At 67.6% G+C, this 20,286-nt stretch carries 19 protein-coding genes and 3 tRNA genes; 9 read left to right on the top strand and 13 right to left on the bottom strand.

Going from position 1 to position 20,286, the window contains the following annotated elements:
• Window positions 1-180: 180 nt before the first annotated feature.
• Genes N8I71_RS02385 through N8I71_RS02370 form a run of 4 tightly spaced genes read right to left on the bottom strand, consistent with a single transcriptional unit; the run spans window position 181 to window position 2,187 of the window.
• Window positions 181-609 (bottom strand): GNAT family N-acetyltransferase, encoded by a 429-nt coding sequence (locus N8I71_RS02385; protein WP_262876309.1) that lies wholly within the window; start codon window positions 607-609, stop codon window positions 181-183.
• A gap of 6 nt (window positions 610-615) precedes the next feature.
• Window positions 616-1,224 (bottom strand): glutathione S-transferase, encoded by a 609-nt coding sequence (locus tag N8I71_RS02380; protein WP_262876308.1) that lies wholly within the window; start codon window positions 1,222-1,224, stop codon window positions 616-618.
• Window positions 1,224-1,502 (bottom strand): hypothetical protein, encoded by a 279-nt coding sequence (locus N8I71_RS02375; RefSeq protein WP_262876307.1) that lies wholly within the window; start codon window positions 1,500-1,502, stop codon window positions 1,224-1,226. The genes N8I71_RS02380 and N8I71_RS02375 overlap by 1 nt, the downstream gene beginning before the upstream one ends.
• Window positions 1,503-1,533: 31 nt before the next feature.
• Window positions 1,534-2,187 (bottom strand): FMN-binding negative transcriptional regulator, encoded by a 654-nt coding sequence (locus tag N8I71_RS02370; protein WP_262876306.1) that lies wholly within the window; start codon window positions 2,185-2,187, stop codon window positions 1,534-1,536.
• A 67-nt stretch (window positions 2,188-2,254) separates the two neighbouring features.
• On the opposite strand from N8I71_RS02370, the gene N8I71_RS02365 reads away from it, so the two are divergent.
• A complete protein-coding gene (locus N8I71_RS02365) occupies window positions 2,255-3,142 on the top strand; it encodes a DMT family transporter (protein WP_262876305.1) in 888 nt (295 codons plus the stop codon).
• Here the strand turns inward: N8I71_RS02365 and mtaB are convergent.
• On the bottom strand, window positions 3,099-4,367 hold the full coding sequence (gene mtaB / locus N8I71_RS02360; RefSeq protein WP_262876304.1) for a tRNA (N(6)-L-threonylcarbamoyladenosine(37)-C(2))-methylthiotransferase MtaB: 1,269 nt from the start codon (window positions 4,365-4,367) through the stop codon (window positions 3,099-3,101). The genes N8I71_RS02365 and mtaB overlap by 44 nt on opposite strands.
• A complete protein-coding gene (gene dapF, locus N8I71_RS02355) occupies window positions 4,367-5,203 on the bottom strand; it encodes a diaminopimelate epimerase (protein ID WP_262876303.1) in 837 nt (278 codons plus the stop codon). Before dapF ends, mtaB begins: the two co-directional genes overlap by 1 nt.
• A 96-nt stretch (window positions 5,204-5,299) precedes the next feature.
• Here dapF and N8I71_RS02350 point away from each other — a divergent pair.
• Window positions 5,300-5,374, top strand: a tRNA-Lys gene (locus tag N8I71_RS02350).
• Window positions 5,375-5,386: 12 nt separating this feature from the next.
• On the opposite strand, the gene N8I71_RS02345 is transcribed toward N8I71_RS02350, so the two are convergent.
• Window positions 5,387-6,355: a tyrosine-type recombinase/integrase gene (locus N8I71_RS02345; RefSeq protein ID WP_262876302.1), complete on the bottom strand. Its 969-nt coding sequence runs from the start codon at window positions 6,353-6,355 to the stop codon at window positions 5,387-5,389.
• Between the two features lie 270 nt (window positions 6,356-6,625).
• Here N8I71_RS02345 and N8I71_RS02340 point away from each other — a divergent pair, with 270 nt between their 5' ends.
• Window positions 6,626-7,771 carry a porin gene (locus N8I71_RS02340; RefSeq protein WP_316249106.1) on the top strand — a complete coding sequence of 382 codons (1,146 nt, stop codon included), beginning with the start codon at window positions 6,626-6,628 and terminating at the stop codon, window positions 7,769-7,771.
• A 543-nt stretch (window positions 7,772-8,314) separates the two neighbouring features.
• Window positions 8,315-9,730, top strand: a complete 1,416-nt coding sequence (locus tag N8I71_RS02335; RefSeq protein WP_262876301.1) for an L-serine ammonia-lyase — start codon at window positions 8,315-8,317, stop codon at window positions 9,728-9,730.
• A 128-nt stretch (window positions 9,731-9,858) separates the two neighbouring features.
• Here the strand turns inward: N8I71_RS02335 and N8I71_RS02330 are convergent, their stop codons facing one another.
• Both N8I71_RS02330 and N8I71_RS02325 read right to left on the bottom strand, forming a co-directional pair.
• Window positions 9,859-11,187: an MmgE/PrpD family protein gene (locus N8I71_RS02330; protein WP_262876300.1), complete on the bottom strand. Its 1,329-nt coding sequence runs from the start codon at window positions 11,185-11,187 to the stop codon at window positions 9,859-9,861.
• Window positions 11,188-11,257: 70 nt separating this feature from the next.
• Entirely contained in the window at window positions 11,258-12,244 is a 987-nt protein-coding gene (locus tag N8I71_RS02325; protein WP_262876299.1) for a LacI family DNA-binding transcriptional regulator, read from the bottom strand.
• 152 nt (window positions 12,245-12,396) lie between these two features.
• On the opposite strand from N8I71_RS02325, the gene N8I71_RS02320 reads away from it, so the two are divergent.
• Window positions 12,397-12,473, top strand: a tRNA-Arg gene (locus N8I71_RS02320).
• Window positions 12,474-12,511: 38 nt separating this feature from the next.
• Here the strand turns inward: N8I71_RS02320 and N8I71_RS02315 are convergent.
• Window positions 12,512-13,462, bottom strand: a complete 951-nt coding sequence (locus tag N8I71_RS02315; protein WP_262876298.1) for a LysR substrate-binding domain-containing protein — start codon at window positions 13,460-13,462, stop codon at window positions 12,512-12,514.
• A gap of 107 nt (window positions 13,463-13,569) precedes the next feature.
• On the opposite strand from N8I71_RS02315, the gene N8I71_RS02310 reads away from it, so the two are divergent.
• The 4 genes from N8I71_RS02310 (at window position 13,570) to N8I71_RS02295 (ending at window position 17,902) form a co-directional block, all read left to right on the top strand.
• A complete protein-coding gene (locus N8I71_RS02310; protein WP_262876297.1) occupies window positions 13,570-14,700 on the top strand; it encodes a TauD/TfdA family dioxygenase in 1,131 nt (376 codons plus the stop codon).
• Entirely contained in the window at window positions 14,697-15,443 is a 747-nt protein-coding gene (locus N8I71_RS02305) for a class II aldolase/adducin family protein (RefSeq protein ID WP_262876296.1), read from the top strand. Before N8I71_RS02310 ends, N8I71_RS02305 begins: the two co-directional genes overlap by 4 nt.
• A gap of 63 nt (window positions 15,444-15,506) precedes the next feature.
• A complete protein-coding gene (locus N8I71_RS02300; protein WP_262876295.1) occupies window positions 15,507-16,472 on the top strand; it encodes an NAD(P)-dependent oxidoreductase in 966 nt (321 codons plus the stop codon).
• 2 nt (window positions 16,473-16,474) lie between these two features.
• A complete protein-coding gene (locus N8I71_RS02295; protein WP_262876358.1) occupies window positions 16,475-17,902 on the top strand; it encodes an aldehyde dehydrogenase family protein in 1,428 nt (475 codons plus the stop codon).
• A gap of 56 nt (window positions 17,903-17,958) precedes the next feature.
• On the opposite strand, the gene N8I71_RS02290 is transcribed toward N8I71_RS02295, so the two are convergent.
• The 3 genes from N8I71_RS02290 to leuB all read right to left on the bottom strand — a co-directional run bounded on the left by N8I71_RS02290 (window position 17,959) and on the right by leuB (window position 20,275).
• A tRNA-Pro gene (locus tag N8I71_RS02290) sits at window positions 17,959-18,035 on the bottom strand.
• 46 nt (window positions 18,036-18,081) lie between these two features.
• On the bottom strand, window positions 18,082-19,086 hold the full coding sequence (locus N8I71_RS02285; RefSeq protein WP_262876294.1) for a DMT family transporter: 1,005 nt from the start codon (window positions 19,084-19,086) through the stop codon (window positions 18,082-18,084).
• Window positions 19,087-19,174: 88 nt separating this feature from the next.
• Entirely contained in the window at window positions 19,175-20,275 is a 1,101-nt protein-coding gene (leuB, locus tag N8I71_RS02280) for a 3-isopropylmalate dehydrogenase (protein WP_262876293.1), read from the bottom strand.
• Between the last annotated feature and the right edge of the window lie 11 nt (window positions 20,276-20,286).

The raw sequence follows: 20,286 nt of genomic DNA, 5'->3' as shown, positions 1-20,286 counted from the left end.
GCGGAACATAGGCGTCCACGGGACAAACGCGCGCATCCGGGCCGAAATGTCGCAGGGGGATGCGGAAAGACACAACGGGAACGTGCAAGCTACGCCTCATGCGCGAGAATTCGCGCCCCGGCGCATCCCTGAATTGAAGCGTGCGCGACCCGGCGCACCCTTCGGACCCCCGCGATTCGCCTACCGCAAGTCACAGCGCATGTGCCGGTGCAGGATGCCAGAGCCATCGTCGAATTCCGGGCCTTCGGCGGCGAAGCCGAGACGTTCGTAGAACGGGATCGCGTAGACCTGCGCGTCGAGGGCGGCGGTTTCATACCCCGCCGCGCGCGCATGGGACATCAGGTGCGCGACAATCCTGGCGCCGAGGCCGGTGCCGCGATGGGCGGGCAGAACCGCGACGCGGCCGATCTTGGCGGTCCGTCCCGCCGCGATCAGCCGCGCGGTGGCGGCCGGGCCATCAGCGCCCTCGGCAAGGAAGTGGATGGCCGTCGCGTCGGCGTCGTCCCATTCCTCTTCCTCGGGGATGCTCTGTTCCTCGATGAAGACGGTACGGCGGATGGCGAAGCAGGCCTCGCGCGCCGCCTCGTCCCCGGCAATGGCGATCCGCATGCCGTGTCAGGCCACCGGCGGGGCGGTCGCGACCATGGAAGGCCGGGCGGAGAAGTCCGCGAACCACGCCGAAAGGCCCGGACGCCCCTTGCGCCAGTCCCGCACGCCATGGCGCAGGTCGAGGTAGCCGAGCGCGCAGCCCACGGCGATCTGCCCCATGTCGACCGGCCCCGACAGATGGCTGAGCCAGCTCCGCTCAAGCGCGTCGAGGGCGCGATCCACCTTGGTCCACTGGCCTTCGAGCCAGGGCTGCCACCACAACTCCTCCGGGCGGAAGCGTATTTCGTAGATCATGCCGACCGCGGCCTCCATCATGCCGTCGGCGGTGGCCTCGAGCGTCAGCACCTCCCAGAGGCGCGCCGGCGGGTAAAGGCCCGCGCCCGCGCGATCATCCAGATACCGGCAGATGACGTTGCTGTCGTAGATCGTCGGACCTTCCTCGCGCAGGAGCGCGGGGATCTTGCCCAGCGGGTTGGCGGTGTTGATGCGGTCCTCGCCCCCCATGGGCGAGGCCGTCACCTCGGTATAGGGCACGTCGTCGATGCCGGCCTCGGCGATCAGGACGCGCACCTTGCGCACGAAGGGCGATGCGCCCGACCCAAGAAGCTCGGGCATCAGGCGCGCGCCATGCGGAGACGCCCGAGAAGCGTCGCGTCGACCGAGACGCCCGGACCGCGCTGGCCCAGACGGATCACCCGGCGGAAGCGCGCCGTCGCGTTCATCTGTCCCTCGTCGCGGCGCGCGGTCACGCCTTCCGGCGTCGCGTCCATCTCGTCCTCGACGGGTTGGGAAAGGCGCCCGCGTTCTATCTGGCGGGTGACGACGTAGGCAGCGCCGGCAACGGCGACATAGCGCAACGCCATCGCAGCGATCGGGGTCAGTGGAACGGGCACGGCGCAACCTCCCTCGCGTGTGCGGACTGCATCAGATGTAGGCAAGCGGCGCGCCCTTGTCCATTTCCGGAACGCCTCCGGTCATCAGCGCCGAGAGCGTCGCCACTTCGTGCCCGACAGGGGAGTGCCGCACTTCCTCTGCCGCGGCGACCCGCATGGCATCGGTCTTGTTCTGGTTCAGCTTCCAGGTGCCCTCGACCTCCTCGACGCTGAAACGGAACGGAAGGATCGAGCGCATCATCCGCGCAAGGGCATCGGGCGGCATCTTGTCCGCCGTCCAGGGCTGCTTCGGCGCAAGCCGGTTCTCGAACTGCGCCGATACCCGGTCGAGATGGCGGCGCATGTCCTCCTCGGGCGCCGGGCGGATCGTGCCGCGAAGGTGCACGGCGACATAGTTCCAGGTCGGCACCTGCGCCGGGTCGCCATACCAGTCGGGCGAAACGTAGCCGTCGGGCCCCATCACCGCGATCACGGCCGGCCGCGGGCCGTCCACATGTCGCGCGATCGGGTTCGACCGTACAAGATGCAGTTCGGCCTCCGCGCCGGTTTCGTCCAGCCAGAAGGGCACGTGCGACAGCAGCGGGGCCGGATCGCCGTTGAGGCAGAGCGTGCCGAAGCCGCGATGCCGGGCAAGCGCAAGGTTCAGGATGCGAGGTTCCTGCCGGAAGGCGGGATTGGGATGCATGGGAATGTCTCCGGACCGGTCGCGCCGACACTAGCCACGCGCGCGAAACACGGGCAAGTCATGTGCCATGACAAGCGACCTGGCAGGCAAGCTTTTCCGGATCGCCGCCGCCGCCGCGACGGTGGGCCTGGCCGCCTGCGTCCATGCCGCCGCCGAGACCGTGCCGCTGGGACAGATCATGGCGATGCGGGCGGGGATATCGATGCTCCTCATCCTCGCCTACGGCCTGGCGACGGTGCCCGCCCGGACGCTTCTGCCACGGCGTTGGCGCCCGCATCTCGCGCGCGGTGCCCTGGCCTGCGTGGCGATGACCCTGACCTACATCGCCTTTGCCCGCCTGCCCGTCACGCAGGCCCAGACGCTGATCTACCTCGCCCCTGTCCTTGTCGTCCCCTTCGCCATCTGGCGATTGGGCGAGCGGTTCCGGGTATCGACGGCAATTGCGCTCGCGCTCGGCTGTTCGGGCGTGGCCCTGATCCTCGGGCTGACCTTCGAGGCGGGGCGCTATGCCTTCGTCGGGGCCGTGGCCGGCCTCGGGGCGGCGATCCTGATCGCGGTGATTCAGGTGGCGATCCGCGCCATGACGGCGACGGAAAGCACGCTGTCGATCGCTTTGTCCTTCACGGTGATCGTGCTGGGCGTGATGAGCTTCACGGCTCTGGCGGGCAACTGGGTGTTGCCTCAGGGCGTGGCGCTTTGGGCGCTGGTCGGCGCGGGCGTCTTCGGCGCGCTCAATCTCGTGTGCCTTGCGGAAGCCCTGGCGCGGGCGCCCGCGGCAACGTTGGCCCCGCTCGACTATACCGGGCTTGTCTGGGCGCTGCTGGCCGACTGGCTTCTGTTCTCGCAGGTGCCCGGTCCGCTGGGCGTGCTCGGCAGCATCCTCATCACCGCGGCGGCGCTGGTCGTGGTGCTCAGGCGGGCACGGCCAGTAGTCGTCCCTCCCGCTGCCCCGTGATACGCGCAGACACGATCCGCCCCTCGGGCTGATCGGTGTCGAAAAGGACTTCGGCGAACTGCTCGGTCCTGCCCATGCGGGCGCTTTCCATAAGGACGGCATGGGTCCGGCCGACCTGCGCGCCGAGATGCGCGGCCACGGCCCGTTCCCCGGCGGCCCGCAAGTGTGCGGCGCGCTCGCGGATCGCGGTGCCGTCCACCTGCGGCATCCGTGCGGCGGGCGTGCCGGGGCGCGGGGAATAGGGGAAGACGTGAAGCCACGTCAGCCCGCACTCCTCCACCAGCCGCAGCGAATTGGCGAAGGCCGCCTCGGTCTCGGTCGGGAACCCCGCGATGATGTCGGCGCCGAAGGTGATGTCGGGGCGGAGCGCCCGCGCCTCGTCGCAGAAGGCGATGGCGTCGTCGCGCAGATGGCGGCGCTTCATCCGCTTGAGGATCAGGTCGTCGCCATGCTGCAGCGACAGGTGTAGATGGGGCATCAGGCGCGGCTCGGTCGCGATGGCCTGCATCAGGTTCTCGTCGGCCTCGATCGAGTCGATCGAAGAGATGCGCAGGCGGCGAAGGTCCGGCACCAGCCGCAGGATGCGCATCACCAGATCGCCGAGCCTCGGCTCGCCCGGCAGGTCCGCGCCCCAGCTCGTCAGGTCGACACCCGTCAGAACCACCTCGTTGTAGCCACGATCCACCAGCCGCCTGATCTGGTCCACCACCACGCCCGCCGGCACCGAGCGCGAATTTCCCCGCCCATAGGGAATGATGCAGAAGGTGCAGCGGTGGTCGCACCCGTTCTGCACCTGCACATAGGCGCGGGAGCGGGTGCCGAACCCGTCGATCAGGTGGCCCGCCGTCTCGGTCACCGACATGATGTCGTCGACGCGCACCTTCTCGGTCTCGCCGATGAAGTCGGTGGCGAGGCCGGTCCAGGTCGCGGGGTCCATCTTCTCGGTATTGCCGAGGACGAGGTCGACCTCGGCCATGTCGCGGAAGGTTTCCGGCTCGGTCTGCGCGGCGCAGCCGGTGACGATCAGCTTCGCGCCGGGGTTCGCGCGGCGAAGTTTGCGGATCTCCTGCCGCGCCTTGCGCACGGCTTCGGACGTGACGGCGCAGGTGTTCACGATCACCGCGTCCTCGATCCCGGCCGCGGCGGTCAGCTCGCGCATCGCCTCGGTCTCGTAGGCGTTGAGGCGGCAACCGAGCGTGTGGAAGACGGGGGCGCGGCGATCCATCAGAGCGCCTCGAGGAACTCGGCCGTCAGCACGCCCGAAAAGACATGCGCCGTCGGTCCCGTCATCCAGACGCCGGTCTCGCGCCAGTCGACCTCGATCTCGCCGCCATCCAGCACAATCCACACCCTGCGTCCGGTCAGGCCGCGGCGAACCGCCGCCACCGCCACCGCGCAGGAGGAGGAGCCGGACGCGAGCGTGATGCCCGTCCCCCGCTCCCACACCCGCATGCGCAGGCGGTCGGGGCCGGTCACGCTGACGAACTGAACGTTGGTGCGTTGCGGGAAGAGGGGGTGATGCTCCATTTCCGCGCCGCGCGCCGCGAGGTCCACGGCCTCGGCGTCCTCGACGAAGAAGGTGCAGTGCGGATTGCCCATGGAGGTGGCGACCGGGTCGCCCGGAATTGGCAGGTGCAGGGTGTCGGCATCCTCGGCCAGCGGGATGTCGCGCCACTCCGTCATCGGTGCGCCCATGTTGACCGAGGTCAGCCCGCCGCCCGCGTCGCGCGCCGCCAGCACTCCGCGCTCCGTCCGGATCGCGAGTTCCGCGACCCCGCGCGCCTGCATCTCGTGCCGCGCGATGCAGCGTGTCGCGTTCCCGCAGGCCGCCGACAGCGATCCGTCGGCGTTGAAGAAGGTCAGCCTCAGGTCAGCCTCGTCTTCGGGTTCGATCACCGCGAGCTGGTCGAACCCCACGCCGCGATGCCGGTCCGCCAGCGCACGCGCCAGCCCCGCGGTGACGGCCCGGGCACTCACCCGCGCGTCGATCACCACGAAGTCGTTGCCAAGCCCGTGCATCTTCATGAAGGGCAGGCCGGATTTGTGCGTCACGTCGGACATGCGCGGGCGTATACATGCGGGGCCGAACCGTGGAAATCCCCCACGGGATTTTCCCTTGACGCCTCAGGCGCGCCTGCGTAGGTAGCCCGCCTGAGCGGGCCCGTAGCTCAGTGGTAGAGCAGTTGACTTTTAATCAATTGGTCGAAGGTTCGAATCCTTCCGGGCTCACCACGCCTCCCTGTCTCATGGAAGCAAGCCGTCGCCCACGAGCCGGCTGACGATCTCGGTCCTGCTGCGAAGCTGGTTGGGCTGCAGATGGGCGTAGCGCTGCGTCATCGCCGACGAGGAATGGCCCAGCAACTCCTGCACCTCGTAGAGGCTGACGCCGTTGTTGATCAGAAGGCTCGCGTAGGTGTGCCGCAGGTCGTGAATGCGCACGTCCGGCAGTCCCGCCGCGTCGCGGGCCTTGAAGTAGGCGATGTGGAAACTGTTGTAGCAGGTCCCGGTGCGCGGGTTGGGGAAGATGTAGTCGTCCGGCCCGACGGGCTGCCCGAGCTCCCGTGACCTGAGCTCGGTCCGGCGCAGGACGTCGATCGCCGCCTCGCTCAGCATGATCCGCCGCGAGCGGCCGTTCTTCGTCATGGGCACGCGCCAGAGCCCCGCGACGAAATCCATGTCGCGCCACTTGGAGGTCCGCGCCTCGCCCTTCCGCGCCCCGGTCAGCAGGAGGAAGCGGATGAAGAACGACAGGTAGGGATGGTCGATGCGGTCGCATGCGGCCAGCAGCCGGCCGATCTCCTCTTGTGACAGGAACCTCTGGCGGTAGTCCCCAGTCTGCAACTTGCGCAGCATCGGCGGCGGGCGCACGCCCTCGGGCAGCGCGCCCCAGTCGCGTGCGGTCCGCAAGAGGCGGTTCACCAGGAAGATGTGCTTGTTGATCGTGGTGTTCTTGAGCTTCTGCGACACCTGCCGCCGCAGCCAGGCGTTGAGGGCAAGCGGCGTCATGTCCTCCCACCGCATGGGCCCGAGCGTGTCGCGCAGGTGCTTGTCGTAGGTCAGCAGCGTATGCCGGTGCCCCCGCGTCGTCGCCGAGCAGTGCGGATAGTAGTGGTCGTCGAAGAAGCCGTTGAGCGTTGCGGCCGGTTCGCAGAACGAGAATCCACGCTCGACCGAAGCGACCCCCACTTCGACATCAATACTGGCAGAAGACATTTTGTTCTCCTCTCCGTTTGCTCCATTGCCGGCACAACACCGAAGACCCCCGCAAAACGCGGGAGGGCTCCGATTCGCCGGAAGCGGTTGCTTCTGGGAAATGCGCACGCGCCGACCATGAAAATGGGTCGGCTACCTCGGGAAAGACCTTCCTCGGCAAGTCGGTCCGCACCTGGAGAGTTGCGGACCATTGGGTGCCCATGTGGTTTCGGCCATCTTAATTCGGCACCTGCTGATAGACCTAAGTAATTTCTCTGATAGTTATTTACAATCAAAAACGGAATAGCAGTAATCTTCGCTACTACTGCCTTGGTGGCGACCGCTGGCGTTGCCGCCGCCGATGTAACTCTTTCGGGTACTGCCGAAATGGGTATTGCAGGTGGCGACCGTTATGCCCGTACGACTGATGGCTCCGCAGTCGTCCCCGGAGCAGATGCTGCAAGCTTCTTCTCTGATATCGACGTTACTTTCGCCATGACCGGGACGACGGACAACGGACTGTCGTTCGGTGCATCCATCGACCTGGATGAAGCCGGCAACATCACCGGTACCGAAGGTTCGTTCGACAATGACGGCTTCACCATCTTCATCTCTGGTGGCGGTCACACGCTCACCATGGGCGATACCGATGGCGCGCTCGACTTCGTCATGGATGAAGTCAACTACGCAGGCGGCTCGATCGCTGATGATGAAACGGCCCATGCTGGCTTCAATGGCAACGCTGGCCTTGATGGCTCGCAGGACGGCCAGGTTCTCCGCTACGACTACGCCTTCGGGGACTTCACCTTCGCGGCGTCGGTCGAGCAGTCCAACCAGGGCGACGGAACGCGCTACATCGCCGGCGTCGGCGTTGTCGATGGTGAGGAAGATACCTGGGGCGTCGGTGTCGCATACACTGTCGATCTTGGGACCGGCACCGTGGATCTCGGCCTGGGCTACCAGACCGGCACGATCTACTTCGACGGCGATGCTCCGGCGACCTTCGGTGTCGCATACACGGACGCGCGGTACTCTGCGAACGATATCATTGCTGACGCAAATATCTGGGGTCTGTCCGCCAACTACGCAATGGACGGCCTGACCGTCGGCTTCAGCTACATGGACTGGGACATCTCCTCGACGAACGTTCTCCGTGCTGGTTGGGCCGGTTCGGGCGCGGCAACGCCGTTCACCAGTGCCCAGCAATACGGGCTTGGTGCGGCTTATGAATGGGACGCTTGGACCTTCGCTGCGAACTATGGTCACTTCGAAACCAACGGCGTGGGTATCGAGCAGTCGGGCTACGGTCTCGCCGTGAACTACGACCTTGGTGGTGGCGCGGTCATTCAGTTCGGCTACGGCAATTCGGACTTCAACGCCGCAGCGGGTTCGGCTGACTACAGCAGCTACTCGCTGGGTCTCGCCATGTCCTTCTGATCCAATCGGATCGCGTAACGAGTTTGGAGCGGGCCTTGTGCCCGCTCCTTTCTTTTCCCGGAGGCCAATCCGTTTTGAAGGGCGGAGTCTGCGCGCTTCATTCCACCGCGACGCGGTTGCCAATGGACCGGCAGTCCTCCGCAGCTGCGGGATATGAATTGATAGGACGGGCATATCGTTCAGGTTTTCCGACAATAATATCCTGAGTCAACCACCCATTAAGAATTCCTAACGCGACGATAGAAAATGACTTGGGGGCGGAATTGAGTTTCGAATCCGAACGAGCCTGCCGGGAGAAACTGGAGGAGGCGCTTGTCGAATACGTGGAGCGCTACGGATTGACCGAGAGGGCCCGGCTGGCACTCATCCAGTGCGACAAGCTCCGGGACCGGACGTCGAGTCCGCGACCTGACGGCTTGCATAAAGACGGCGGCGAATGACACGCGCCCGCGCGGCGCAGCCCCGGGTCCCCGTGTCGCGATCCGAGCGGGGCCTGTCGCAATCCGGGTGAGTCGCCCCGGCGCAATCCGCTATCAGCGCCGCATGTTCCTCAGCGTCTTCGACATCTTCAAGATCGGCGTCGGCCCGTCCTCGTCCCACACGATGGGCCCGATGACGGCGGCCGCGCGGTTTCTCGCGGACCTTCGCGGCGGGCGCGAGAAGGAACCCGGAGCGGGTGAACTCGCCGCGCTCGGCTGCTCGCTCCATGGCTCGCTCGCCTTCACCGGCAAGGGGCACGCGACCGACCGCGCCGTGATTCTCGGGCTTTCCGGGTTCGAGCCCGCGACGCTCGATCCCGACCGGGCCGAGGCCCTGGAGGCGGAAGTGCGCGGCAAGGGCAGCGTGGCGCCGCCCGGTCTGCCCGAGCTTCGATTCGACCCCGCGACCGACCTCGTCTTCGACTACGGTCCGCCGCTGCCGGGTCATGCGAACGGGATGATCCTGCGCGCCTTCGACACGGCCCGGCACCTCTACATGGAGGAGACGTACTATTCCATCGGCGGCGGCTTCGTGATGACCGCGCGGGAGCTTGCGCGCGAGGCCCATGGCGGTCCCGAGGCCCTCCACGGGGAGAAGGAGGCCGCGGGCTATCCCTATCCGTTCGGAAACGCGGCCGAGATGCTGACGATGGGCAAGGTGTCCGGCAGGTCCATCGCCGAGATGAAATGGGCCAACGAGACGGCGGTGAAGCCCGTGGCCGAGGTCCGGGCCGGCCTTGACGCCGTGTGGCAGGCGATGGACGCCTGCATCGAGCGGGGCCTGCGCATGGAGGGCGAGTTGCCCGGCGGTCTGCGCGTGAAGCGGCGCGCGAAGCATATCCACGAGCAACTGAAGGCCGAGGCCGGGCGCAACATCGCGCAGCCCCACACGGTCAACGACTGGCTGTCGGTCTACGCGATGGCCGTGAACGAGGAGAACGCCGCGGGCGGGCGTGTCGTGACCTCGCCGACGAACGGAGCTGCGGGCGTCGTGCCATCCGTCCTGCGCTACTACCGCGACCATTGCATCGGCGCGACGGAGGAGGGGCGGCGCGTGTTTCTGCTGACGGCCTCCGCGATCGGCGGGTTGATCAAGCACAATGCCTCGATCTCGGGGGCCGAGGTCGGGTGCCAGGGCGAAGTCGGCAGCGCGAGCGCGATGGCGGCGGCGGGCCTCTGCGCCGCGCTCGGTGGCACGAACGAACAGGTCGAGAACGCCGCCGAGATCGCGCTGGAGCATCACCTCGGCATGACCTGCGACCCGGCCGGCGGACTGGTGCAGGTGCCTTGCATCGAGCGCAATGGATTGGGCGCGATCAAGGCGGTCTCGGCGGCGTCGTTGGCGCTGCGGGGGGACGGCACGCATTTCATGCCGCTCGACAATTGTATCGAGGCGATGCGGCAGACCGGCCTCGACATGTCGACGAAGTACAAGGAAACGAGCCAGGGCGGGCTCGCGGTGAACCTGCCGGAGTGCTGAAGGGCGCCGGACTGCTCCCCTGGGGCAGCGTCCCGGGCAGCCGGGACAATGGACCCGAAGTGCAGTCGCCGGTTGCCTGCATGGACCGAAATCGCAGGCGGTCCGGGATCAACGGTCCCGAAAGGCGGTCAGGCGCCCGGCGCGAGAGCGTCGAGAAGAGGCTCCAGACCCGCACCATCGCCCAGTCCCGCCACCGCGGCCTCCAGTGCCGATGCACGCTCGGTGCCCAGCACCGGCTGGGCGTAGCGCCGGTACTTTGCAACGATCTCGGAACGGGCCGCGGGCGTTTCGGGGTCGCCCCGGGCCTCCGTGTCGGCCGAGGTGACGGCGCGGCCATCGGCAAGGTGCAGCGTGACCCGAGCGAGACGGCGGGCGGGGAAGGCCGTGTTGAAGGCCGGGTCTTCGGTGATGACCATTCCCTCGGCCAGCCGCCTGATCTCGGGGTCGGCGAAACTGTCTTCCGAAACGTCCGCGGGGTCGCAGCCGCCCTTCACCATCGCCACGGCGGCGGGATAGGCGGTGGAATACTGGGCCTCCTCGGTGGTGCGCGGCCGCGTCGTGGCCAGGCGGCGGGATTCGTGGAAGGTCGCCACCTCGATCCGCTCGACATCCGTCGACACGAGCCCATGCTCGGCCCGCAGATCGAGCACGCCTCGCATGGCGGGCTGGGCCCAGCGGCAGACCGGATAGGGCTTGAAATACTGCTCCAGCACGAGCCAGCGCGATCCGAGGTCGGACCAGAGGTCGGCGACGTCGGCGCCCGTCACGGTCACGGCGGGCGCACCGGTGAACCCGGCGGCGGCGAGGTAGGCGGCCGAGACCCCGGCCATCGCGCCCCAGCCCGAGCCGTCCTTGAGCATCGTCGGGTGGTCGATGCAGCGCATCATCTGGCTGCGCGGACCGTGATACTCGGCGATGCCCACCGCCTCCATCAGCCGGTCGGGGCCGAGGCCGATGATCCGCGCGCCGAGCGCGGCGCAGGCCACCGCCACCCAGGCGCCCGAGGTGTGGTAATCGCAGGCCGTCCGGTGCAGCGCGATGCCCGCCCGCGTGCCGATCTCGTAGCCGATGACGAGTGCGGCCAGGACCTCACCTCCGTCCTCCAGCCCTTCCGCCTCCGCCAGGGCAAGGAGCGCGGGCAGCACGCCGCAGCCTACGTGTCCTTTGGTCAGGCGGTGGCCGTCGTGGGCGTCCATCGCGTCGATGGTCATTCCACCGGCAAGGGCCGCGCCTGCGGGACTGACACGGCGCCCATCGACGATCATCCGCGCGGCCCTGTTTCCCGCTCCGAACTGGGCGGCGGCATGGTCGCGGATGATCCCCGATAGCGCCGTCTCCGACCCCGCCGCCGCGACACCGCAGAGGTCCAGAAGCCAGAGCCGCGCCCGGTCCAGAACCTCGTCCGGAAGATCGTCTGCTGTCGTGTCGAGCACGAATTCGGTGAACTGGATGTTCATGCCGCGCCTCCCCGTTGCAGGCAGGCTGGCAGGCCGGGACGGCGGTGACTTGTCCGTTTGCGACGCGCCCTCAGCCCGGGCGCATCGTGTCGCCGGGCAGGAACTTCGGGATCAGCCGGACGACCTCGTCCGTCAGGGCGTTCGCGGCGACCAGTTCTGCGGCGCGGCGGCCGATCTCGTGACGGCGGCTGTCCATTGTGGCGATGCGCATCGGCAGGCCGTCCAGCACCTCGAACGAGTTGAAGCCCGCGAGGCCGATCTGCCCGGGGATATCCAGACCCTTTTCGAGGCACCACAGAAGCCCGCCGGCCGCATTCAGGTCGCTGTTATAGTAGAGAAAATCGATATCCGGGCTGCGGGTCATGACCTCGTCGGTCATCGACCGGCCGATGCCGAACCCCGATCCGCCGGCATAGAAGCGTTCGTCGGCAAAGGTGAGCCCCGCCTCGGTAAGGCCCTGCCGGAACCCGCGCAGTCGCTTTTGCGCCCGGTGGTCGGCGATGGAGGAGGAGCCGAGATAGGCGATCCGCCGATAGCCGCGGCGCACGACCTCGCGCGCCATGTCGTAGCCCGCGCCCACGTGGCTTATGCCGACGGCGGCGGCGACCGGGTCGCCATCCACGTCCATGACCTCGACCACGGGAATGCCGGCATTGGCCATCATCGCGCGGGCGGGCGCGTTGTGCTCCAGGCCCGCGACGATCAGGCCCGAGGGACGCCAGGACAGCATCTCGTAGATCACGTGTTCCTCGCGCTCGGCGTCATATCTCGACGTGCCGACCACGGGCTGAAGCGGCGTTCCGTCGAGGACCGAGCCGATCCCGCCGAGGACGTCCGGAAACACCATGTTCGACAGCGACGGGATCACCACGCCCACGAGGTTCACCCGGTTCGAAGCCAGCGCGCCGGCGATCTTGTTGGGAACATAGCCGAGTTTCCGCGCCGCCTCGAAGACGCGCGCGCGGGTCTTTTCCGACACGTCGCCGCGCTGCCGAAGGACACGGCTTACGGTCATTTCCGACACGCCCGCGGCCTCGGCCACGTCGCGGAGCGTCATCTGGGGCTTGCCGTCGAAGGGGTTGCGTCCGCGCAAATTCTCGGTCCGGGGCTTGGGCTTGCAAACCTTGATACGCCGCAGGGGTCACGACGCGCAACCCGCGGCCCCGCACATGTTGCGTCGCGGGCCCAAATGCCCCAGAAGAAGGCGAAGGCCCCGTGGCTCAACTGGATAGAGCAATCCCCTCCTAAGGGATAGGTTGCAGGTTCGAGTCCTGCCGGGGTCACCAAAACCCATCTCCCGATTTCGTATGATCGCGTCGCGCCGTCAGTGGGCTGCGCGTGTCTCGTATGCCCCGCCGCCTGTCGAGGATTTCGCGGCTGGCCCGTACTCCGTGCCTGCATGCGACAGCAGCCACCGGGCGAAGGTCTCCGAGGCCTCGCCGCCGCGCTTGCTCCGAACCACGAGGTGGAACGCGTCCCGCGGAGCGAGAACCGGCAGACCCGCGGAGACGAGCGTGCCGGAGGCGACCAGCGCCCCGGTGATCGACCGCCAGCCCAGCATCATGCCGTGGCCTTCGAGCGCGGCCTGCGTTGTCTGGACGTAGTTCGTGAAGGTCTGGCCCCCTGTCCGCACCGCCGGCTGACCGGTCGCGCGCAGGTATTCCGGCCAGGTCACCCAGGACGGCTCCGCCGACCTGACGTGGAGCAGAGAAACCGACGCGGGCGGCACGGGACCCTCGAACCGGGCGCGGAGCGACGGGGTGCAGACAGGCTCCACTTCCTCGTCGAAGAGATGATGAACGACCCCGTCGCTCCAGCGGCCATGCCCGTACCTGATCGACAGGTCGACACCGTCGATGAGGGCCGGCACACCCGACTGCGTCGTCATCACGTTGACGAGAAGCTCAGGATAGACCCGGTAGAAGGCCGAAAGGCGCGGCATCAGCCAGTAGGTCGCCACGCCCACGGAACACGCGACGGTGACGGTGCGGCCGCGCTGCGAGTCCGCCAGCCTGAGCGCGTCGAGCGTGTCGGTGATCCGTCCGAGCCCGTCCGCGATGGCCATGGCCAGCGTCTGGCCCGCCTCGGTCGGCCGCGCGGGCCGACTGCCGCGATCGAGCAAGGGCACGCCCACGTGATCCTCGAGCTGGCGTACCGCCTGGCTGATCGCGGGCTGGGTCACGTTCAGTTCCGCCGCCGCCGCCTGGACGGAGCCGGTGCGGACCACCGCCGAGAAGGCGGCAAGAAGGCGAAGAGGGGGAAGGGCGCGTATCATAGCATAACTCTGGGCTTATATTTTCTTCAGTGCAATCGCCGTATCGCGCATCCCGGCCCGGGCCTAGCGTCGGTTTCGAACGGGGCCTTGCTGTGAAAGGGCGAGACATGGACGGCGCACAGATCGACGCGGTGGTGCTGGAGGCGAACGGGTTGACGGTGACGCTTCCCGATGGCGGCCCCGCTTATTTCAACACCTGGTGGCTGCGCGACAATTGCCCGACATCCTTCGATGCGGAGACGCGGGAACGTGTCTTCGACATCTTCCATTGTTCCGAGGTGCCGCAGCCGGCCGATGCCCGGATCGAGGACGGCGCACTGGTCGTTCACTGGGCGGGTGAGAACCACGTTTCGCGCTACCCGCTCTCCATGCTGGCCGCCTATGCGAACGGCGATCCGCGGCCGGACCCCGCGGACCTGCCGCGCCGGCCATGGTTCGCCGACCATTACGCCGATCTCACGCGTGTCTCCCACCCGCTCCTGCTGGAAAGCGCCGAGGAACGGCGTCGCTGGATGGAGGCGCTTCTGGTGGAAGGTGTGGCGATCGTCACGGACATGCCCGACACCGACGAGGCGCTGACGCGGACCGCCGAACTGATCGGCACGATCCGGCCCAGTTTCTTCGGCGCGTATTTCGACGTGCGCACGCATGTGAAGCCGACCAATCTCGCCTACACGTCGAAGGCGCTGGAGTTGCACACCGACGTGCCGGCCGAAGAACTCGCCCCCGGCATCCAGTTCCTGCATTGCCGCCGAAACAGCGTGCAGGGCGGTCTCAACCTGTTTCTCGACGGGACGGCCGTGGCCAACGACCTCAGGGTACAGGACCCCGAGGCGTTCCGCCTGCTGACCGAGATCGAGGTGCCGTTCTACAAGGAACATGACGGCATCGACATGCGCGCCCGCCAGCGTGTGATCGAGCTCGACCGGCACGGCGAGGTGTCGGGCGTCACCATCAGCCAGCACATGGCCGACGTCTTCGACCTGCCTCAGCGGCTCATGGACAGCTACTATCCCGCCTTCGTCCGGTTCGGCCGGATGCTGCAGGACGCGAAATACGTGATGCGCTTCAGCCTCAAGGCGGGCGAGTGCATCACCTTCGACAACCACCGGATCGTGCATGGCCGCGAGGCCTATTCCGCGACCAGCGGGGAACGCTACCTGCGCGGAACCTACACCGATCGGGGCGAGTTGCGCGGGATCTACCGCGCGATGGTTTCGGAGGGGCGGTTCAAATGAAGGACATGCCCGCAGATCCGGCCATGACGGCGCTGCGTGCGGATCTCGCCGCCGCGTTCCGGCTGGCGGCACGGTTCAACTGGCACGAATCCGTCGGCAACCATTTCAGCGTCGCCGTCTCGGAAGACGGGCGGCGGTTCCTGATGAACCCCAAATGGCGGCACTTCGCCTCGATCCGCGCCAACGACCTGTTGCTTCTGGATGCCGACGACCCGGACGTGATGAACGGACCCGACGCGCCCGACGCATCGGCCTGGACGATTCACGGGGCCCTCCACCGCGCGCGGCCCGATATTCGCGTGGTCCTGCACTGCCATCCGCCACATGCCACGGCGCTTGCGGCGCTGAAGAACCCTTCGATGCCGCCGATCGACATGAATACTGCGCGCTTCTTCCGCGACCTGGCGATCGACCCCGATTGCGGCGGGATCGCCGACGACGCGGCTGAGGGCGAGCGGATCGCCGCGGCGCTGGGCGACTGCTCGACGCTGCTGATGGCGAACCACGGGCTGACCTGCACCGGCACGACCGTGGCGCAGGCCTTCGAGCAGCTCTATTTCTTCGAGAAGGCGGCTCAGACGCTTCTGCTTGCGCGTGCCTCGGGGCAGGATCTCGCTGTCATGTCCGACGCGGTCGCCGCGCATACTGCCGAAGGGTGGAAGGCCTATGCCGGGATGGCCGACGCGCATTTCGCCTATCTGAAATCCGTGCTCGACCGGGAAGAGCCGGACTATCGCGACTGATCCAATTCCTGCAATCATGGGCTGACGCCACGTGCGGGCGTTCGCCGGTCATGGGGAGACAACATGAAGACGGGTTTCATCGGACTGGGCAATGTCGGTGGCAAGCTGGCGGGCAGCCTTCTGCGGAACGGCATAGATCTGAAGGTCCATGACCTCGATCCCGCGCTGGTGGCGAACTTCGTGGCGCGGGGCGCCGCCGAAGGGGGATCGCCCGCGGCGATGATGCGGGACTGCGACGTGGTGATCACCTGCCTGCCCTCGCCCGCGGCCTCCGCGGCCGTCGTCGCCGAGATGCTGCCCGAGATGGGGCCGGGCAAGATCTGGATGGAAATGTCCACCACGGATGCCGACGAGATCCTGCGTCTCGGGGCCGAGGTCACGGCCACGGGCGGCGTCGCCGTGGAATGCCCGGTCTCGGGCGGATGCCACCGGGCGGATACGGGCAACATCTCGATCTTCGCGGGCGGTCCGCGCAGCGCGGTCGAGACGGTGATGCCGCTGCTGAAACGGCTCGGGCGGCGCATCCTGCACACAGGGGAGCTCGGCTCCGCCTCCAAGCTGAAGGTGATGACCAACTACCTCGCAACGGTGCACCTCGTGGCGCTTTGCGAGGCGCTGACCACGATGAAGGCCGCCGGGCTCGATATGGCGACGACCTACGAGGCCATCCGCATCAGTTCCGGCACGTCCTTCGTCCACGAAACCGAAAGCCAGCTGATCCTGTCTGGGTCGCGCGACGTGAATTTCACCATGGACCTCGTCATGAAGGATATCGGCCTGTTTCAGAAACTCGCCGATCTGGGCAACGTGCCGCTCGAGATCTCGCCGCTTCTCATCGAGATCATGTCGGACGGTCAGCGCCGCTATGGCGAGCGCGCGCAGTCTGACCGCATCATCGAACGGCTGGAGGAAGCGACCGGCCTCAGCATCCTCGCCGACGGTTTTCCGACCGAACTCATCGACGACGAGCCCGAGGAAGAGGGTTACGAGATCGTCCGCCCGGCAACGCCCGTCGCCGCCGCCGAATGACGATGGACGCCGATCGCTTCTATATCGGCGGCGAGTGGGTCGCGCCGATCGGCACCGCGACCATGCCGATCATGGACCCCGCCACCGAGGCGCGGATCGGTACCGTGGCGCTGGGCGGCGCGGCGGATGTCGAGCGTGCGGTGCAGGCGGCCGTCGCGGCCTTCGAAAGCTTCGGGCGCTGGCCGAAGGCCGAACGCCTCGCGCTTCTGCGCCGCATCCGCGACCTGACGGCGGAACGGCGCGAGGACCTCGCGCAGGCGATGCGCCGCGAGATGGGCGCGCCGATCACCATGGCGCGTGACGTGCAGGCCGAAGCCGGCATCGGCCACGCCGACGGCTTCATCGAGGCGCTGGAGGCGCAGGAGGAGCGCTGGACGCTGTCCAATGGCGACACCCTCCTGCGGGAGCCGATCGGGCCTGTCGGCCTCATCACGCCCTGGAACTGGCCGATCAACCAGATCGCGCTCAAGGTCCTGCCGGCGCTGGCCACGGGTTGTCCGGCGATCCTGAAACCGTCCGAGCACACGCCGCTTTCGGCCATGGTCTATGCCGGGATCCTGCACGACGCCGGCGTGCCGCCCGGCGCCTTCGCGTTGATCCACGGCACCGGCCCCGAGGTCGGCGACGCGCTTGCCCGGCATCCCGCGCTTGCGATGGTCTCGTTCACGGGGTCGACCCGGGCGGGCATCTCGGTCAGCAAGTCCGCGGCCGACAGCGTGAAACGCGTGACGCTGGAACTGGGCGGGAAGTCCCCCAACCTCGTCTTCGCCGATTGCGGCGCCGACCTCGAGACGCGCGCGCGTGCGTCCGTCGTCGAGTGCTTCCTCAACACCGGCCAGTCCTGCGACGCGCCGACCCGGATGATCGTCGAGCGCGCCTGCTACGACGATGTCGTGGAGATCGCCCGGATCGCGGCCGAAGAGACGAAGGTCGGCGACCCCGCGCGGGAGGGCGACCATATCGGCCCGCTCTTCGACCGGCTGCAATGGGACAGGGTGCAGGCCCGGATCGCGGAGGGCATCGCCGAGGGCGCGCGCCTCGTCGCGGGCGGTCCCGGTCGGCCCGACGGCCTGGGGACGGGATGGTACGCGCGCCCGACGGTCTTTGCCGACGTGTCCAACGACATGACCATCGCGCGCGAGGAGATCTTCGGCCCGGTCCTGTCGATTCTTCCCGCCGCCGACGAGTCCGAGGCCATCGCGATCGCCAACGATACGCCCTACGGCCTTGCCGCCTACATGCAGACGGGCGACCTCGAGCGCGCCGAACGTGTCGCCGGCCGGCTGCGCGCCGGCGCGGTCCACATCAATGGTGGCGGGCTTGGCTGGGGAACGCCCTTCGGCGGCTACAAGGCGTCCGGTAACGGCCGCGAGGGCGGGGCGATGGGCCTCGAGGACTACCAGGAGGTCAAGAGCCTGCATTTCGGCTGAAGGCCCGGTGGCACGCGCCGACCCTGGCGCGTCGAAAAGGCAATTTTAGTGATGCATGGTCGGAGTGAGAGGATTCGAACCTCCGACCCCTGCCTCCCGAAGACAGTGCTCTACCAGGCTGAGCTACACTCCGACCGTGCCGCGCGGGATAGCGCCGCGCGGGCCGCTTGGCAAGAGCGTCAATCGGCGGTTTCGAGGCCGCCTGCCCCGCCTTGCCCGCGCGCCCCCCGGCGCGCTTCGCGGAGAAGCGATGAGACCCGGGGCGCGGAGGGCGAGATGATGCGCGAACGGGTCCGCAGGACGGGCGTGGTCGTCGACCTCCCGCCGCGATCCTCGCGGAAGACGATGTAGAGGCCCGACGCGACGATGATCGCCGTGCCGAGAAGCGTCGCCATCGACAGCCCCTCGTCGAACAGGAAGAAGCCGAAGGCCGAGGCCCAGATGATCTGCGAATACTGCATCGGGGCGACCGTCGCCGCCGCCGCCGCGCGGTAGGCGTAGATCAGCAGGTGGGTCGCCGCCAGCGCCAGCGCCGCGATAACCGCAAGCAGCAGCATGTCCTGCCCCGGCATCGGCTGGTAAACGAAGGGCAGCGCAAGGCCCATCACCACGCAATTGGCCATCATCGGATAGAGGATCAGGACAACCGAGCGTTCCTCGCGCCCGATCTTGCGCATGATGACCGACGCGAAGGCGCCGCAGACGGCCGCCACGAGCGCCGCGATGTGCCCTGCCGTCAGCTCGGTCGTGCCCGGCTGCAGCACCACGATGACGCCGCCCAGCCCCGCCACGACGGCAAGCGCGCGGTGGATGCCCACGCGTTCGCCGAGGATTGGAACGGACAGGATCGTGATGAGGAGCGGCGCGGCGAAGAGGATTGCGTAGACCTGTGCCAGCGGCAGCGCGCTGAACGCGTAGAAGCCGGTGCCGGCCGCGACGACGACCATCGCCGTCCGCACTCCGGTCCACCATGGATGCACCGGCCTCAGGTTTCCGCGTTCGGGATCGCTCATTAGCAGGAACGTGACCATCGGGAACCCGAAGAGCACGCTGAAGAACACGATCTGGAACGGCGAATAGCTGCCGCCTAGATACTTGATGATCACGTCATGGGTGGCGAAGACCCCGAAGGCCGCAAGCGCCGACAGGATGCCGCGCAGACCGGTGTTTTCGCTGAATGCCATGGTTCTCGGGGCCGTGTCCGTTCGGGTCCGGGATAGCGATCAGCCTAGCGGGGATCACGGCGCGTGCCTACCGGCCCGCGCGGCGCGTTCAGCCCGCCGCCAGTTTCGCCACGATGGCGTCACCCATCTCGGCGGTCGAGACCGGGGTCATCCCTTCCTCGCCCAGAAGATCGGCGGTGCGCAGACCGTCGGCCAGAACGGCCTCGACGGCCTTCTCCAGGCGGTCGGCCTCGGCGCCGAGGTCGAAGGAATAGCGCAGCGCCATCGCGAACGAGAGGATGCAGGCGATCGGGTTCGCCTTGCCCTGGCCCGCGATATCGGGGGCCGAGCCATGGACGGGTTCATAAAGCGCCTTCGGCCGCCCGTTCGCCATCGGCGCGCCGAGGGACGCCGAGGGAAGCATCCCGAGCGATCCGGTCAGCATCGCGGCGAGGTCCGACAGGAGATCGCCGAAAAGGTTGTCGGTCACGATCACGTCGAACTGTTTCGGCCAGCGGGTCAGCTGCATCGCGCCCGCATCGGCGTACATGTGGCTGAGCTCCACGTCCGGATACTCGGCGTCGTGCACCTCCTGCACCACCTCGCGCCACAGGACGCCCGATTCCATCACGTTGGCCTTTTCCATCGAGCAGACCTTGTTGGACCGCTTGCGCGCCAGCTCGAAGGCCGAGCGCGCGACGCGGGCGATCTCGCTTTCGGTGTAGCGCTGCGTGTTGATGCCGACGCGCTCGTTGCCTTCCTTGATGATCCCGCGCGGCTCGCCGAAATAGACGCCGGAGGTCAGCTCGCGGATGATCATGATGTCGAGACCGGCCACCACGTCCTTCTTGAGCGATGAGAAATCGGAAAGCGCATCGAAGCACTGGGCCGGACGCAGGTTGGCATAGAGATCCATTTCCTTGCGCAGGCGCAGCAGGCCGCGCTCGGGCTTCACCGAAAAATCGAGCACATCGTATTTCGGACCGCCCACCGCGCCGAGCAGGACCGCGTCCACCTCCTGCGCCTTGGCCATCGTGGCGTCGGTCAGGGGGGTGCCGTGCGCGTCATAGGCCGCGCCGCCGACGAGGTCCTCGCTGACGTCGAAGGCGATGCCCTGAGTGCCGAACCAGTCGATGACCTTCCGCACCTCGGCCATGACTTCGGCGCCGATCCCGTCGCCGGGAAGGATGAGCAAGGAGCGGTCGGTCATGGTTATGGTCC

The organism is Roseicyclus sediminis (assembly GCF_025515305.1).
GTDB classification, from domain to species: Bacteria; Pseudomonadota; Alphaproteobacteria; order Rhodobacterales; family Rhodobacteraceae; genus Roseibacterium; species Roseibacterium sediminis.
This window is presented reverse-complemented; position numbering and strand designations above follow the sequence as displayed.

Coding starts and splice junctions, on each gene's coding strand:
- N8I71_RS02385 (WP_262876309.1), bottom strand. CDS start 609: ATGCGGATCGCCATTGCCGGGGACGAGGCGGCGCGCGAGGCCTGCTTC.
- N8I71_RS02380 (WP_262876308.1), bottom strand. CDS start 1,224: ATGCCCGAGCTTCTTGGGTCGGGCGCATCGCCCTTCGTGCGCAAGGTG.
- N8I71_RS02370 (WP_262876306.1), bottom strand. CDS start 2,187: ATGCATCCCAATCCCGCCTTCCGGCAGGAACCTCGCATCCTGAACCTT.
- N8I71_RS02365 (WP_262876305.1), top strand. CDS start 2,255: ATGACAAGCGACCTGGCAGGCAAGCTTTTCCGGATCGCCGCCGCCGCC.
- mtaB (WP_262876304.1), bottom strand. CDS start 4,367: ATGGATCGCCGCGCCCCCGTCTTCCACACGCTCGGTTGCCGCCTCAAC.
- dapF (WP_262876303.1), bottom strand. CDS start 5,203: ATGTCCGACGTGACGCACAAATCCGGCCTGCCCTTCATGAAGATGCAC.
- N8I71_RS02345 (WP_262876302.1), bottom strand. CDS start 6,355: ATGTCTTCTGCCAGTATTGATGTCGAAGTGGGGGTCGCTTCGGTCGAG.
- N8I71_RS02335 (WP_262876301.1), top strand. CDS start 8,315: ATGTTCCTCAGCGTCTTCGACATCTTCAAGATCGGCGTCGGCCCGTCC.
- N8I71_RS02330 (WP_262876300.1), bottom strand. CDS start 11,187: ATGAACATCCAGTTCACCGAATTCGTGCTCGACACGACAGCAGACGAT.
- N8I71_RS02325 (WP_262876299.1), bottom strand. CDS start 12,244: ATGACGCTCCGCGACGTGGCCGAGGCCGCGGGCGTGTCGGAAATGACC.
- N8I71_RS02315 (WP_262876298.1), bottom strand. CDS start 13,462: ATGATACGCGCCCTTCCCCCTCTTCGCCTTCTTGCCGCCTTCTCGGCG.
- N8I71_RS02310 (WP_262876297.1), top strand. CDS start 13,570: ATGGACGGCGCACAGATCGACGCGGTGGTGCTGGAGGCGAACGGGTTG.
- N8I71_RS02305 (WP_262876296.1), top strand. CDS start 14,697: ATGAAGGACATGCCCGCAGATCCGGCCATGACGGCGCTGCGTGCGGAT.
- N8I71_RS02300 (WP_262876295.1), top strand. CDS start 15,507: ATGAAGACGGGTTTCATCGGACTGGGCAATGTCGGTGGCAAGCTGGCG.
- N8I71_RS02295 (WP_262876358.1), top strand. CDS start 16,475: ATGGACGCCGATCGCTTCTATATCGGCGGCGAGTGGGTCGCGCCGATC.
- N8I71_RS02285 (WP_262876294.1), bottom strand. CDS start 19,086: ATGGCATTCAGCGAAAACACCGGTCTGCGCGGCATCCTGTCGGCGCTT.
- leuB (WP_262876293.1), bottom strand. CDS start 20,275: ATGACCGACCGCTCCTTGCTCATCCTTCCCGGCGACGGGATCGGCGCC.